This is a genomic window from Streptomyces sp. NPDC056948, from assembly GCF_042674225.1.
Lineage (GTDB): Bacteria > Actinomycetota > Actinomycetes > Streptomycetales > Streptomycetaceae > Streptomyces > Streptomyces purpurascens.
On record NZ_JBHUQX010000055.1, the window covers coordinates 1 to 14575 of the forward strand.

Genomic DNA, 14575 nt, shown 5'->3' on the forward strand with positions numbered 1-14575 from the left:
GTCCTCGATGGGCGACACCCGGGTGTTCTTGAAGACGATGTAGGTGACGCCCGAGGCTGTGCCGCCCCGGAGTGGGTGGGGGCGGATGCCGAGGGCCTCGGCCGTCGCGTAGGAGGCCTCTCCGATGACGCCCTGCGGGCCCGTGTCGCCGACGACCGCGTACTGCACCTGGTCGCGGTACACGACGGCCACGACCGAACCGCCGCCCACACCGTGGTCCCGGTAGTCCCAGATGCGGCTCGGGGCGGGCACGACGATGAAGGGGAGGCGTTCGGCGCTCAAGGGGCGGCCGTCGGACTGGGAGTAGGCCGTGCTGGCGGCGAAGTACGGGTCGGTGCGGCGGTTGCAGCGCGGTCCGGGGCGGCCGTCGCAGTCGATGTCCATGTCCGCCTTCCAGAAGACGGCGTCGCGGGTACCGCAGACCGGGACCTTCGCGGAGGCGCCGTAGTCCTTGCGGTACCGGCCGCGGGAGACGGGAGTGCAGTCCCGTGCCCCGGCCAGCAGGTCGGCGGCGCTGACGGGGTCCTCGCGCCACACCACCGGCCGGGTGCGCGGCTGGGCCGGCATGGCGAGCGGTGTCGTCGGGACGAGCAGGGCGGCGCTGGCCGCGGCCAGTGTGAGCGACTGGACACGCACGATGGGTGAGCCTCTCCTGAGGGAACCTGACGGGCACTCAGGCCCATCTGTTCCCCCGGGCTGTTGATCCGGTCACCCACGGAGGGCCGGACGGCGCACTCCCCCAACCACCGACAGGGGCCGGGGGCCTGAGTCCGTGTGGGACTCGGGCCGCCCGGCCACCCGCGCCGGCACGGGATCTGCGACGACAGCGGTCCGCGCGACTGGCCCGAACTCACTGGTGTCCGCCAGGAGTTCGGCTGTGAGGAACTTCAGCATACGTAACCCTCCCGAGTGGTCACGAAGGGCGGGGGTGAAGCGCGACCGCCGTGGCACACCTTGTCACCCCTCCACCACCGCCCTCTTGATGTGATCGCGTCAGTCGCGCCATATTGGTCCGGACCATTCCCGAGTGCCGTCCCGGGAGGCAGTGTCGTGCGACGCGTTCACGTCCCGTTTTCCGCTCCCGCCCTTCTCCTCCGGCGCGTCGCGCTCTGCGGGGTCCTCGCGCTGGTCGCCGCCTGCGGCTGGGCCGGAGCGGAGGAAGAGGACGTCGGTGGTGTGCCCGGGGCGCCGACGGGCGTCACCGCGGAGGCGGGCAGCGCGACGAGCGTGCACGTCATGTGGAACGTGACCGTGCGGGCCGACGTCTACGAGGTGTATCGGGGCACCACGAAGGTCAGGGAAGTGCCGGGTTCGAAGCACATGGTGGACGTCACCAGGCTCCGGCCGTCCACGCCGTACGTCTTCACCGTACGGGCGCGGGACGCCGACGGGCGGCTCGGGCCGCCCAGCCGCCAGGTCCGGGCGCGGACACCCGCTGCCGTGGCGGACGACCACTCGGCGCCGACCCGTCCCACGGCGCCCGGCGGACGGGCGGCCGGAAGCCGGGCGGTCCAGCTCTCCTGGTCCGCCTCGACGGACGACCGGGACGTGGTGTCGTACGACATCCACCAGGGAGCCGCGAAGATCCACAGCGTGAGCGGGGGCCAGACGGCCACCGTGGTCACGGGGCTGCGGCCCGGCACGTCCTACGCGTTCACCGTCCGGGCCAGGGACGCGGCCGGCAACGTCTCCCCCGCAAGCCCCACCGTCCGTCTCACCACCCCGGGCACGGACGACGGCCGCGCCACGGCCCCCACCGGCTTCCGGGCGACGAGCCACCGCGAGGACGGGGCGTACCACGTCGACCTGAGCTGGGTGCCGCCCCGGCTGGACGGCGAGATCACCGAGTACCAGATCCAGCTCGACGGCCGTCCGGCCACGTCCCTCGTGTACGGCGGGAGCGCCCCGCGCGACCGGGCGACGCACGGTTTCTACGTGGGGCAGGTCGCCGGTGTCACGCACCGCGTCCGTATCCGGGCGATGCTGCCGGACGGCACCTGGGGAGGCTTCTCGGCCGAGCGGACGGTGACCACGGGCGCGCGGCGCTGATGCGGAGGCCAGGGCGGTGACACCGGGCCTTCGGCGATGTCGTGCCCGCGTCGGCCGGCCGTGGGCGCCGTCACCTGCACGGGGGAACCCGGCGTGCGGCACGGGCCCGGGGAGCTTTGGCTGACCCCTGAGGCAGCACGGGCGTTTCCCGACCCTCGGCGGCGCTAGGGATGTACCGCCAACCGTGCCGCCGGAGGGCAGTCCACATGCGCAACTCATCGCCAGTTCTCCGCTCCGGCCTGACCGTGGCAGCCGCCGCTCTGCCCCTCGCCCTGGCCGCGATTCCCGCTGCGGCGGGCCCGGGCATCTCCGTGAGCACCACGGGTTCCACGGTGTCGGTCACGACCAGCGCGTGCACCCAGATCAACGGCAGCTGGGGCACCGCCTCGCTGCTCACCAGCAGCCAGGGCAGCTTCGCCCAAGGGCGCCAGGTGACCCTGTCGGGGACGTCCACCAGCCAGTCCGCCGCCTGGTCGAGCGTCAGCGCGGGGACCTACACCGTCATCGTCATCTGCTCGGACGGCACGACCGCGGGCACCCAGTCCGTCGTCGTCTCCCCGACCCCCTCCCCCACGAGATCCCCGTCCCCGTCGGCCTCGCCGTCCCGCGGTGTCATGGGCGGTACCGGCGGAACCGCTACGGACTACGGAACCGTCACGCTGGTCGCGGGCGGCGCGCTGGTCGGCACCGGCCTGCTCGGGACGGCCTGGTACCTGCGCCGCCGCAACAAGCCGTACCGGTTCTGACCCGGTACGGACGGCGGCCCGCCCTCCCGAAGCGCTCCGGTCGGGCGGGCCACCGTCACACCCCGGTCAGGCCGGGCCGATCGGCTCGCCGTCCGGGAGTTCGGCGAATTCCGCCACGGCGCTACTGAGCCACTGGGTCCAGAAGGTCTCCAGGTCGATGCCGGCCCGCAGCACCAGATGCCGCAGCCGGTCCTCGGTGCCGTCCCGGCCGGGCGGGAAGTCGCGCTGCTCGATCTTCCGGTACTCCGCGAGCTGCCGCTCGTGCAGCCGCAGATGGCGTCGCAGATCGTCCTCCAGGCCCGCCGTGCCGACCACGGCCGCCGCCCTCAACCGCAGCAGCAGCGTGTCGCGGTGCGGCTTGGGGTCCTGGGAGGCGGCCGTCCAGCGGGCCAGTTCGGCGCGGCCCGCCTGCAGGACCTCGTAGCTCTTCTTCTGCCCGCGCGCCGGCTGCTCCGAGGGCAGGGCCCGGATCAGGCCGTCGGCCTCCAGTTTTCCCAGCTCGCGATAGATCTGCTGGTGCGTCGCGGACCAGAAGTAGCCGATCGACCGGTCGAACCGGCGGGTCAGCTCCAGGCCCGACGACGGCTTCTCGAGCAGGGCGGTGAGGATCGCGTGCGGGAGTGACATACCAGTCATCCTAGGGACGGGCGGCAGGCCCTCTACAGCGCCGCCGCCAGCTCGGTGCCCTGCTTGATGGCGCGCTTGGCGTCCAGTTCCGCGGCCACGTCGGCGCCGCCGATGAGGTGCGTGCTGCGCCCGGCTGCGACCAGTTCCTCGTACAGACCGCGGCGCGGCTCCTGGCCCGTGCACAGCACGATCGTGTCGACCTCCAGCACCGTGCTCGCGCCGTCGACCGTGACATGCAGTCCGGCGTCGTCGATCCGGTCGTAGCTGACGCCCGGGACCATGGTGACGCCGCGGTGCTTGAGTTCGGCGCGGTGGATCCAGCCGGTGGTCTTGCCGAGTCCGGCGCCGACCTTGGACGTCTTGCGCTGGAGCAGATGGACGGTGCGCGGCGGGGCGGGCCGCTCGGGCGCGGCGAGGCCGCCGGGGCCGCGGTAGTCGAGGTCGACGCCCCACTGGCGGAAGTACGTCGCCGGGTTCTCGTGGGCCTTGTCGCCGCCGTCCGTGAGGTACTCGGCGACGTCGAAGCCGATGCCGCCCGCGCCGAGGATCGCGACCCGGTCGCCGACGGGGGCGCCGTCGCGCAGGACGTCGAGGTAGCCGAGAACGCTCGGGTGGTCGACGCCGGGGATGTCGGGGGTGCGCGGGCTGACGCCGGTGGCGACGACGACCTCGTCGTAGCCGTCGAGGTCCGCGACCGTGACGGGCGTGTTCAGCCGTACGTCGACGCCGTGCCAGTCGAGCTGGGTGCGGAAGTAGCGGAGCGTCTCGTCGAACTCCTGCTTGCCGGGGACCTTGCGGGCGACGTTGAGCTGCCCGCCGATCTCGCTCGCGGCGTCGAAGAGGGTGACGTCGTGGCCGCGCTCGGCCGCCGAGACGGCGCAGGCGAGGCCGGCCGGTCCGGCCCCGACGACCGCGACGCGCTTGCGCAGCCGGGTCGGGGAGAGCACGAGTTCCGTCTCGTGGCAGGCGCGCGGGTTGACCAGGCAGGAGGTGATCAGGCCGCTGAAGGTGTGGTCGAGGCAGGCCTGGTTGCAGCCGATGCAGGTGTTGATCGCCTCGGGCCGGCCGGCCGCGGCCTTGGTGACGAAGTCCGGGTCGGCGAGCATCGGGCGGGCCATCGACACCATGTCGGCCGCGCCCTCGGCGAGCAGTTCCTCGGCGAGTTCGGGGGTGTTGATGCGGTTGGTGGTGACGAGCGGGACGGACACCTCGCCCATGAGCCGCTTGGTCACCCAGGTGTACGCGCCGCGCGGCACGGAGGTCGCGATGGTGGGGATGCGGGCCTCGTGCCAGCCGATGCCGGTGTTGATGATCGTCGCCCCGGCGGACTCGACGGCCTTGGCGAGGGTGATCACCTCGTCGAGCGTCGAGCCGCCCGGGACGAGGTCGAGCATGGACAGCCGGTAGACGACGATGAAGTCCTCGCCGACCGCCTCGCGCACCCGCCGCACGATCTCGAGCGGGAAACGCGTGCGGTTCTCGTACGAGCCGCCCCAGCGGTCGGTGCGCTGGTTGGTGTGCCGGGCGATGAACTCGTTGATGAGGTAGCCCTCGGAGCCCATGATCTCCACGCCGTCGTAGCCGGCCTGACGGGCCAGGCGGGCGGCGCGGACGTAGTCGTCGATGGTCCGCTCGATGTCGGCGTCGCTGAGCTCACGGGGCGGGAAGGGGCTGATCGGCGCCTGGATCGGGCTGGGCGCGACCAGATCCTGGTGGTAGGCGTACCGGCCGAAGTGCAGGATCTGCATCGCAATCCGCCCGCCCGCGTGGTGCACGGCGTCGGTGATGACCCGGTGCTGCTCGGCCTCCGCCTCGGTGGTGAGCTTCGCTCCGCCCTCGTACGGACGCCCCTCGTCGTTGGGGGCGATGCCGCCGGTGACGATCAGGCCCACTCCCCCGCGGGCGCGGGCGGCGTAGAAGGCGGCCATGCGCTCGAAGCCGCCTTCGGCCTCCTCCAGGCCGACGTGCATGGAGCCCATGAGGACCCGGTTGGGCAGGGTCGTGAAGCCCAGGTCGAGGGGGGTCAGCAGGTGCGGGTAACGGCTCATCGGGCCCTCCGTGCGCGGTGTCGTCCCCGTAGTTCTAGAGGACTACCGGCAGTTTATGCAACTAGTTGCACAAGGTGATGGAGGGCACAGTAGGGCTACGACCAGGGGATCACCGGCTCTCGAGGCGCACGTGCAGTTCCTTCTCCTGGTCGCCGGGGACCGTGGTCAGGTCCTGCACGACGAACAGGGAGTCCAGCCTCATGCGGAACTGTTCGATCGCCCAGTACCCGCCGTGCAGGTCGGCGTCGACGGAGGACGACAGCCGGGCCGGCCGCGCGCCCTCGTGCGTGTCGGCGACGTCGAAGGTGCCGAGCCACACGGTCGGACGGGTCTCGTGCAGTTCCTCGGGCACGTCGTCGGCGCACCGGTCCGACTCGAAGCAGGCGCACAACGTGTCGAACACGATTCGGGCGTCGTGCTTGCTGCATCCGCTGATCTCCACCGAGACGGAGTGGGGGTGCGGTCGCTCAAGGTCCATCGTGACGCTCCTCTTCTGGCCACGCTGCCGTATCCGCCCCTACCCCAGCAAAGCACCACCTACCGACGAGCACTACCGGCAGCGCTCCTGTTGTGGCGACCGGTTTTGCGGGGCGGTACGCGCCGTGTTGGGAGATGGTGGAAGGTGACGGAAGGGGCCTCGAGAAAACGGCTCCGCGCGGTAGAACATGGGGTTGTCGGCACCATGACGGCGTGCCGCGAGGATCGGCGAAGGCGGGGCGTGGGATGAGTGCAGCCGGGTCTCCCGTGGCCGAGGGCGACGAGCCCCCGCGCGGGTCGGCGCGACCGAGCGGGCTGCTCGACGTCCTGCGCGTGGCCTCGGTGGTCCTCGACTCCGAGGGCCGCATCGTGCTGTGGAGCCCTCAGGCCGAGGAACTGTTCGGGTACGAGGCGCGGGAGGCGCTCGGGGAGTACGCCGCCCGGATCATGGTCCACGAGCAGCACGTGGACCTCGTGGTCAAACTGTTCGCGGACGTCATGGGCACCGGGCAGAGCTGGGCGGGGGCCTTCCCCATCCGGCACAAGGACGGCAGCACACGGCTCGTGGAGTTCCGCAACATGCGGCTGCTGGACGACGAGGGCGACGTCTACGCGCTCGGTCTGTGCGCCGACCAGTCGACCGTGCACCGGCTGGAGCGGGAGGTGGCGCTGTCGACGCGGATGATCGAGCAGTCCCCGATCGGGCTGGCCGTGCTGGACGCCGAACTGCGGTACGTCTCGGTCAACGCGGCACTGGAGGAGATCAACGGTGTACCGGCCCAGGAGCACCTGGGCCGCACGGTCCACGAGGTGGTGCCCCAGATGGACGTCGAGGCCCTGGAGGCCGCGGCGCGCCGGGTCCTGGACACCGGCAGGCCGGTCGTCGACCAGTCCACGATCGGCCGCACCCCGGCCGACCCGGACCAGGACCACGCCTGGTCGATCTCGCTGTACCGGCTGGAGAACGCCTTCGGGACCGTGCTGGGCGTGGCCGTCTCGATCGTCGATGTCACCGAGCAGTACCGGGCGGGCATCGAGGCCGAGGCCGCGCGACGGCGGCTGGCCCTGATCGCGGACGCCTCCGGCCGGATCGGCACCTCGCTGGACCTGGACCGCACGGCCCGCGAGCTCGCCGACGTGGCCGTGCCGGAACTCGCCGACATCGCGGCCGTCGATCTGCTGGACGCGGTGGTGCAGGGGCGGCGCACCAGCCTCGGCCCCGCCGAGTCGGCCGTGATCCGCGCGCTGGCGGTCCAGGGGTACGACTCGGTCGAGGCCCTGGAGGCGGCCGACCCTCCGGGCCAGGTGGCCCGGTACGCGCCCGACCGGCTCGTCACCGAGTGCGTGCGCACGGCCCGTCCCGTGATGCTGCCGCGGGTCACGGACGAGGATCTGCCGCGTATCGCCCGTTCCCCGGAGGCGGCGAAGCTGCTGGGCCGGGCCGGGGTGCACTCCTATCTGGCGGTGCCGCTGATCGCGCGCGGTGAGGTGCTGGGTGCCCTGGATCTCAAGCGCACCCGCAATCCGCTGCCGTTCGCCGAGGACGACCTGCTGCTGGCGCGCGAGCTGGCCGCCCGGGCGGCCGTGCAGATCGACAACGCCCGCTGGTACCAGAGCGCCCGGGACACCGCGCTCACCCTGCAGCGCAGCCTGCTGCCCAGCCATCCCCCCGTGACGGGCGGACTCGAGGTCGCCTCCCGCTACCAGCCGGCCGGGGCCACGAGCGAGGTCGGCGGCGACTGGTTCGACGTCATCCCGCTGGACGGCGGCACGACCGCGCTCGTCGTGGGCGACGTGATGGGCAGCGGCATCCCCGCGGCGGCGACCATGGGCCGGCTGCGTACGGCGACCAACACGCTGGCCTCCCTCGACCTCGACCCGGCCCGGCTCCTGGAGCACCTCGACAAGATCACCGAGGGGCTTGAGCAGGCCATCGCCACCTGTGTCTACGCCGTCCACGACCCGCATCTGCGACAGTGCCGGATCGCCAACGCCGGGCATCTGCCGCCGGTACGCGTCCGGGCCGGCCGCCCTCCGGAGCTGCTCGATCTGCCGACCGGGGTGCCCCTCGGCGTGGGCGGCGTGCCCTTCTCGACGACCACGGTCGACCTCGAGCCGGGCGATCGTCTGGTCTTCTACACCGACGGCCTCGTCGAGACCCGCCGCGACCCGCTCGACGAACGCCTCGACACCCTCCTGTCCCTGCTCGAGGGCCCCGACCGCCCCCTGGAGGAGGTCTGCGACCTGCTCCTACGCACACTCCACGAGCCGGACAACTTCGACGACGTGGCCCTGCTCATCGCACGGGCGACGGCCCCGGACCGATCGGCACCTACTGCCTGACCCCGATCACCACATGCGCGTACAGCTCCTGCGAGACGGCCAGGCGGGTCGTCAGGCCGTTGCGTTCGAAAGCGGCGACGGCGGTCGGTGCCTGGTGCCGGCTGGTCTCCACCAGGACGCAGCCGCCCGGGGCGAGCCAGCGGGGGGCCTCGGCCGCGACCCGGCGCAGGACGTCGAGGCCGTCCGTGCCACCGTCGAGCGCGACCAGCGGCTCGTGGTCACGGGCCTCGAGGGGCAGCAGGCCTATCTCGCCGCTGGGCACGTACGGCACGTTGGCCGCGAGGATGTCGACGCGGCCGAGCAGCTCACCGGGCAGCGCCTCGAACAGGTCGCCCTGGTGGACGTGACCACCGACGCCGGCGACATTGCCGCGAGCGCAGCCCACGGCGACGGGATCGATGTCGGCGGCGTGCAGTTCGACCCGGCCCAGCCCGGCGGCCAGCGCCGCACCGACGGCGCCCGAGCCGCAGCACAGGTCCACGACGACGGTGGAGCCGGGCGCCTGGGCGAGGGCCTGTTCCACCAGGAACTCGGTGCGGCGGCGCGGCACGAAGACGCCGGGGGCGACGGTGACGCGCAGGCCCCGGAAGCCGGCCCAGCCGACGACGAGTTCGAGGGGCAGACCCTCGACGCGGCGCTCGACCATGGCGGCCGCTTCGGCCGGGGTGCGCGCGGTGGCGAGGATCAACTCCGCCTCGTCCTCGGCGAAGACGCACCCCGCGGTGCGCAGGGCGTCGGCCATGGAGGCACGGGACAACGGCATGGAGGGCGGAACAGAAGACACAGACGGCATGGAAGCCAAGAGCCTTTCGAGAGCCGAAGGGCGCTCCGGCGGTCGTCTACAGGCGGCGATCCGCGCGACATCGAGGAGTGAGCACCCGAGCTGACACAGCGGTAATGGGTCTCACCTCCTCGTCTTCCGACGGCCGGGATGGTCCACAGCCGGACGGCAACACTACCCGACGGACCGGCCGCCCGGTACGGGACCGGGACCGGCCGCCCATGGACAATGGTTGGGTTATGCAACCATGGATGGCGAGCAGCAGCGAAGAGCGGCAGCGCCGTGAAGGAGGCCAGGTGAACGCAGCCGACGCCGTGGAGACCATCCAGCGGGAGATGACGGTCTTCGCCCGCCGTGCCCGTGCCGCGGCGGGGCGGATGCACCCCGAGCTGTCGCTGGTGTCGTACACGCTGCTCGGGCATCTGGAGGAGAGCGGCGGCTGCCGCGCCACCGACCTGGCCGCCCACTACGCCCTGGACAAGTCCACCGTCAGCCGCCAGGTGGCCGCCCTGGAACGCGCCGGTCTCATCGAACGCCGACCCGACGCGGAGGACCAGCGCGTTCTGGTGCTGCATCTGACGGAGGCCGGCCGGCGCATCCTGGCCCAGGTCACCGAAAGCCGCCGGACCGCCTTCCGGGAGCGGCTGGCGGACTGGCCGGCCGAGGATCTTTCGCTGTTCGCCGGCTACCTCGTGCGCTACAACGCGGGCTCCGGGCCCGCTCCGCACGACTGAGGCGCACTGCACGTACCGTTGAATACGCAATCACTGATCACCCCGGCCCGGCGGGGCACCGTCGGCCCGGTCCGGAGGCAGCCACCCCATGCACATCACCAGAGGCTTCACCGGGCGACCGCGCGTCGACGACCCCGGTCTGCCGCCCGGCCAGTACGACGCCGGCGACGACTGGCCCGTCCTGTCCGCCGAGGTCACTCCCGACCTGGCACCCGCCGACTGGACGTTCCGCGTCGACGGCCTGGTGGAGGAGCCCCGCACCTGGGGCTGGGACGAGGCGCACCGGCTGCCGCCGGCGGCGTACGAGGGCGCCATCCACTGCGTGACGAGCTGGTCGAAGTTCGGGGTGCGGTTCTCGGGCGTGTCCCTGGACGCCTTCCTCGATGAGGTCCGGCCCCATGGGTCGGCGACCCATGCCGTCGCCTACTCGCACACCGGCTACACCACGAACCTCCCGCTCGCCGACCTCACCGGCGGGCGTGCCTGGATCGCCTGGGAGTACGACGGCAGGCCGCTCGCCCCCGAGCACGGCGGCCCGGCGCGACTGCTGGTGCCGCACCTGTACTTCTGGAAGAGCGCCAAGTGGATCGCCGGCCTGCGGATCCTCGACCACGAGGAGCCGGGTTTCTGGGAGCAGAACGGCTATCACGAGCGGGGCAACCCCTGGGAGGAGCAGAGGTACTCCGGTGACTGAGACCTTCGTGCCTCCCACGCGCTTCGCCGTGCCCGGGCGCATCGCCGTGAGCGAGCAGGCCGCCTCCGTGTGGCAGACCGCCACGCTGACCGAGATCCGCCACGAGACCGCTCGTGCCGCCACCTTCCGGTTCGCCGTGCCCGGCTGGCCGGGGCACCTGCCCGGCCAGCACCTGATGGTGCGGCTGACCGCCGAGGACGGCTATGCGGCCCAGCGCCACTACTCGATAGCGTCCGCCCCGGACGATTCCGGGCACATCGAGCTGACCCTGGATCACGTCGACGGCGGCGAGGTCTCGGGCTGGTTCCACACCGTCGCCCGGCCCGGCGACCGGGTCGAGGTACGGGGCCCGGTGAGCGGCTTCTTCGCCTGGCCCGGCGACCGGCCCGCGCTGCTGATCGGCGCCGGCTCCGGTGTCGTACCGCTGATGTCCATGGTCCGGCACCACCGGGCGCGGAACCTGACCGTGCCGCTGCGGCTGGTGGTGTCCGCGCGCAGCCCCGAGGAGCTCGTCTACGCCCGGGAGTTCGGTGCGGAGACGACGCCCGTCTTCACCCGCGGCGCACCGGCGGGTGTGCCCGTGGGACGTATGGCCGCGGCACATGTGGCGCCGCTCCTGGCCGAGCAGCCGTCCGGTGGGTGGGAGGCCTATGTGTGCGGCTCCAACTCCTTCGCCGAGCACGCCTCCCGGCTGCTCGTGACGGCCGGTCAGCCCGTGGACCGCATCCGGATCGAGCGTTTCGGCTGATCTCGAAGGCCCGCTGACCTCGACGGCGCCCTCTCCCCCGGCGTTTCGCCCGGGTCGGTCCGGGCACCCAGCCGAAGGGCTTCGGCACAGGACCGCACGGTGACTCCCCGCGCACGCGACGACGCCGCCGGGGTCGGAGCCACGACGAGCGATCGATACGCGTCGGAGGGGGTACCCGATCCGTGTGGGCACTCGCACGTGTGGCATGACGCGGAGGGAGCGGCACCGCCACCGCACGGCCGGCCCGGCCCTCCGGCCGCGGTGACGGCGAGGAGGTCGACATGCGAACCCGGGTGCGCGGCTGGCGTTGGCGGAGCAGTCCGCTGCGGCGCCGGTCCGATGTCGTCGAGGCGTGGACGGCGCTGGTGGTCGCCGTCCTGATGCTCGTGGGCGCGCCTCTGGCGGGAGCGGCGGCGGCCTGGTGGGCCCATGACGAGGCGACGGCGGTCTCGGTGGAACAGCGCGCCGAGCGGCATCGCGTCCGTGCCGAGGTGGTCGGCGGGAAGGGCGACTCGCTGCCGTCGGCGCAGTCCGGCGGGCAGCACGCGTTCCGCGCGACCGTGCGCTGGACGGAGCCGGGCGAGAGGACGCGCACCGCGACGGCACCGGTCGCGGCGGGCACTCGGCAGGGCGAGGTCGTGGACGTCTGGTTCGACTCCCGGGGGCGGAACGTGCCTCCGCCGGTGGACGGCACCGCGGTCTGGCAGCACACCCTCACCATCGGCACGTGTGCCGCGGGCGGTGCGGTGCTCGTGGTGCTTCTCGGCCACTTGGCCGTGCGCCGGGTGGCGCTGCGCCGCAGGCTGGCCGAGTGGGACCGGGCGTGGGCCCGTACGGAGCCGGAGTGGACGCACCGCCGCGCGTGACGCACCCGCTGTGCGGCGGATGACGGACACCGCCCCGGCAGCGGCCCAGGACAAAATGCCTGGCGAGTCCTCCGACCGCCCCCGTAGTGTGATCATCCGCTCTGTCTCCGCAGCTGTTCCTCACCCAAGGCGGTCCTGCATGGCCCTGTTCGACCTTCCTCTCGATGAACTCCGCGAGTACCGCAGCGCGTCCCCCGAGCCCGAGGACTTCGACGCGTTCTGGTCCAAGACGCTCCAGGAGGCGCGTCAGCACGATCTGGACGCCCGCTTCGAACCGGTCGACACGGGCCTGGCCACCGTGCAGGTGTTCGACGTGACGTTCGCCGGCTTCGGTGGTCATCCGGTCAAGGGCTGGCTGACGCTGCCGGCCGGGGCGGACGGACCGCTGCCGCTGGTCGTGGAGTTCATCGGCTACGGCGGAGGCCGCGGACTGCCGCACGAGCACCTGCTGTGGGCGTCCTCGGGCCGGGCGCACTTCGTGATGGACACCCGCGGGCAGGGCAGCGCCTGGGGCGCGGGCGGTGGCACGGCGGACCCGGTGGGCGGCGCGCCGGCCTTCCCGGGCTTCATGACGCGCGGTATCGACGCGCCGGAGAACTACTACTACCGCCGGGTGTTCACGGACGCCGTGCGTGCCGTGGAGGCGGCCCGTTCGCACCCCCTCACCGACGCCACGCGCACGGTGGCCGTCGGCGCGAGCCAGGGCGGCGGCATCACGATCGCGGTGGGCGGCCTGGTCCCCGACCTGGCGGCCATCGCGCCGGACGTGCCGTTCCTGTGCGACTACCCGCGCGCGGCGACGCTCACCGACCGGCACCCGTACCGGGAGATCGGCCTGTACCTCAAGACGCACCGCGGTCGCGCCGCGGACGCCCTGCGCACGCTCTCCTACTTCGACGCCGTCCACTTCGCCGCCCGCGGCCGGGCCCCCGCGCTCTTCTCGGCGGCCCTGGAGGACCAGACCTGCCCGCCCTCGACGGTCTTCGCGGTCTTCAACGCCTGGAGCCACGAGGACAAGGAGATCGAGGTGTACGACTTCAACGACCACGAGGGCGGCGGCCCCTTCCAGGAGGCGGCCAAGCTGCGCTGGATGCGCTCGTACATCTGATCCGGCCGTTCACCGCCGACGGGCTTCCACACTGTCCCGACCAGTCGGTACGTTCTTCGCGGCCGGGCCGCTCCTCGGCGGCCCGGCCCCGAGACGGTCGGCGGAGGGGCTCATGTCCGAGAACGAGACACAGGTGCGCGGACACTGCGACGCGCGGTTCGCGGCGGTACGCAGGGCGTTCGAGGAGAACTTCAGGGAGCGGGGCGAGCTGGGCGCCGCGGTGGCCGTCACCGTCGGCGGCGCGACGGTGGTGGAGCTGTGGGGCGGCTGGGCCGACGCGGAGCGCTCCCGGCCGTGGGAGCGGGACACGCTGGTCAACGTGTGGTCCACGACCAAGGGCCCGGTGGCGCTGTGCGCGCACATCCTCGCCGACCGGGGGCTGCTGGACCTCGACGCGCCGGTCGCCGAGTACTGGCCCGAGTTCGCGGCGGCGGGCAAGGAGAAGGTCCTCGTACGGCACCTGCTGTCCCACCGCGCCGGTCTCGCGGGGCTGCGCGAACCGCACTCGCTGGAGCAGCTCTGCGACTGGGAGCTGACCACGCAGCGGCTCGCGGCGACGCAGCCCTGGTGGGAACCGGGAACCCGGTCCGGCTATCACGCGCTGACCTACGGCCATCTGGTCGGCGAGGTCGTACGGCGGGTCTCGGGGCTGCGCCCCGGGGCCTTCCTGGAGCGGGAGGTGACCGCGCCGCTCGGGATCGACTTCCGCATCGGACTGCCGGAGAAGGACTTCGGCCGGGTGGCCGAGCTGGTCCAGCCCCCGGCGGCGGCGAGCAGTGAACAGGCCGCTGTTTTCGCCCAGTTGGCACCGGCGGCGATCGCGGCGCTGACGAACCCGCCGGTGTCCCCCGCCGGGGCGGGCACGCCCGGGTGGCGGGCCGCCGAGATTCCCGCGGCGAACGGGCACGGCACCGCGCTCGCGGTCGCCGCGCTCTACGGCGTCTTCGCGGGGCGCGGGTCGTACGGAGACCACCGCGTCCTGTCCCCCGAGGCGGCCGAGCGGGTGCGCGAGGGGCAGGGCAGTTGCCGGGACCTGGTGCTCGGCGCCGGGTTCGAGAACGAGACCGAAGTGGGGCTCGGGCTGTGGCTCAGCGGGGCCAACGGCTCCTACGGACCCAACCCGCGCGCTTTCGGTCACGACGGCTTCGGCGGCTCGTGCGGGCTCGCCGACCCGGAGGCGGAGGTGTCCCTGGGGTATGTGATGAACCGTATGGGGCCTCACATCGCGGACGACCCACGGAAGACGGCACTGGTCGACGCCCTGTACAGCGCGCTGTGACGGCGGGCTCGGGCGGTCCGGTTTCGACCGAACCGCCCGACCACCCATCCCGTCTGGTTTAGACCAATGCTGGAT

14 protein-coding genes are annotated in these 14575 nt (G+C 72.7%); 9 read left to right on the forward strand and 5 right to left on the reverse strand.

Going from position 1 to position 14575, the window contains the following annotated elements; genetic code table 11:
• A partial coding sequence (locus tag ACFTZL_RS09895; protein ID WP_382580030.1) for a glycoside hydrolase family 75 protein occupies nt 1-636 on the reverse strand: 636 nt, incomplete at its 3' end.
• Between the two features lie 414 nt (nt 637-1050).
• Here ACFTZL_RS09895 and ACFTZL_RS09900 point away from each other — a divergent pair.
• Together ACFTZL_RS09900 and ACFTZL_RS09905 are read left to right on the forward strand one after the other, a co-directional pair.
• Nucleotides 1051-2049: a fibronectin type III domain-containing protein gene (locus tag ACFTZL_RS09900; RefSeq protein ID WP_382580031.1), complete on the forward strand. Its 999-nt coding sequence runs from the start codon at nt 1051-1053 to the stop codon at nt 2047-2049.
• A gap of 206 nt (nt 2050-2255) precedes the next feature.
• Complete coding sequence (locus ACFTZL_RS09905) at nt 2256-2795, forward strand: hypothetical protein (RefSeq protein WP_382580032.1); 540 nt, start codon at nt 2256-2258, stop codon at nt 2793-2795.
• 66 nt (nt 2796-2861) lie between these two features.
• Here ACFTZL_RS09905 and ACFTZL_RS09910 read toward each other — a convergent pair whose 3' ends face one another.
• The 3 genes from ACFTZL_RS09910 to ACFTZL_RS09920 form a co-directional block, all read right to left on the reverse strand.
• On the reverse strand, nt 2862-3422 hold the full coding sequence (locus tag ACFTZL_RS09910) for a PadR family transcriptional regulator (RefSeq protein WP_382580033.1): 561 nt from the start codon (nt 3420-3422) through the stop codon (nt 2862-2864).
• 32 nt (nt 3423-3454) lie between these two features.
• Entirely contained in the window at nt 3455-5470 is a 2016-nt protein-coding gene (locus tag ACFTZL_RS09915; RefSeq protein ID WP_382580034.1) for an FAD-dependent oxidoreductase, read from the reverse strand.
• 109 nt (nt 5471-5579) lie between these two features.
• The gene (locus tag ACFTZL_RS09920) at nt 5580-5948 is read right to left on the reverse strand and encodes a hypothetical protein (protein WP_382580035.1); all 369 of its coding nucleotides are present in this window, start codon (nt 5946-5948) and stop codon (nt 5580-5582) included.
• A gap of 245 nt (nt 5949-6193) precedes the next feature.
• Between ACFTZL_RS09920 and ACFTZL_RS09925 the strand changes: the two genes are divergently transcribed.
• Nucleotides 6194-8290, forward strand: a complete 2097-nt coding sequence (locus ACFTZL_RS09925) for a SpoIIE family protein phosphatase (protein ID WP_382580036.1) — start codon at nt 6194-6196, stop codon at nt 8288-8290.
• Here the strand turns inward: ACFTZL_RS09925 and ACFTZL_RS09930 are convergent.
• Entirely contained in the window at nt 8280-9083 is an 804-nt protein-coding gene (locus tag ACFTZL_RS09930; RefSeq protein ID WP_382580037.1) for a putative protein N(5)-glutamine methyltransferase, read from the reverse strand. The genes ACFTZL_RS09925 and ACFTZL_RS09930 overlap by 11 nt on opposite strands.
• Before the next feature lie 284 nt (nt 9084-9367).
• On the opposite strand from ACFTZL_RS09930, the gene ACFTZL_RS09935 reads away from it, so the two are divergent.
• The 6 genes from ACFTZL_RS09935 (at nt 9368) to ACFTZL_RS09960 (ending at nt 14500) form a co-directional block, all read left to right on the forward strand.
• Nucleotides 9368-9805, forward strand: coding sequence for a MarR family winged helix-turn-helix transcriptional regulator (locus ACFTZL_RS09935; protein ID WP_382580038.1), 438 nt, complete (start codon nt 9368-9370; stop codon nt 9803-9805).
• Between the two features lie 88 nt (nt 9806-9893).
• Nucleotides 9894-10499 carry a sulfite oxidase-like oxidoreductase gene (locus ACFTZL_RS09940; RefSeq protein ID WP_382580039.1) on the forward strand — a complete coding sequence of 202 codons (606 nt, stop codon included), beginning with the start codon at nt 9894-9896 and terminating at the stop codon, nt 10497-10499.
• A complete protein-coding gene (locus ACFTZL_RS09945; RefSeq protein WP_382580040.1) occupies nt 10492-11247 on the forward strand; it encodes a ferredoxin reductase in 756 nt (251 codons plus the stop codon). The genes ACFTZL_RS09940 and ACFTZL_RS09945 overlap by 8 nt, the downstream gene beginning before the upstream one ends.
• A 281-nt stretch (nt 11248-11528) precedes the next feature.
• The gene (locus ACFTZL_RS09950) at nt 11529-12113 is read left to right on the forward strand and encodes a hypothetical protein (RefSeq protein ID WP_382580041.1); all 585 of its coding nucleotides are present in this window, start codon (nt 11529-11531) and stop codon (nt 12111-12113) included.
• A 139-nt stretch (nt 12114-12252) separates the two neighbouring features.
• Nucleotides 12253-13221 carry an acetylxylan esterase gene (locus tag ACFTZL_RS09955; protein WP_382580042.1) on the forward strand — a complete coding sequence of 323 codons (969 nt, stop codon included), beginning with the start codon at nt 12253-12255 and terminating at the stop codon, nt 13219-13221.
• A gap of 112 nt (nt 13222-13333) precedes the next feature.
• On the forward strand, nt 13334-14500 hold the full coding sequence (locus ACFTZL_RS09960; protein WP_382580043.1) for a serine hydrolase domain-containing protein: 1167 nt from the start codon (nt 13334-13336) through the stop codon (nt 14498-14500).
• Nucleotides 14501-14575: the final 75 nt, after the last annotated feature.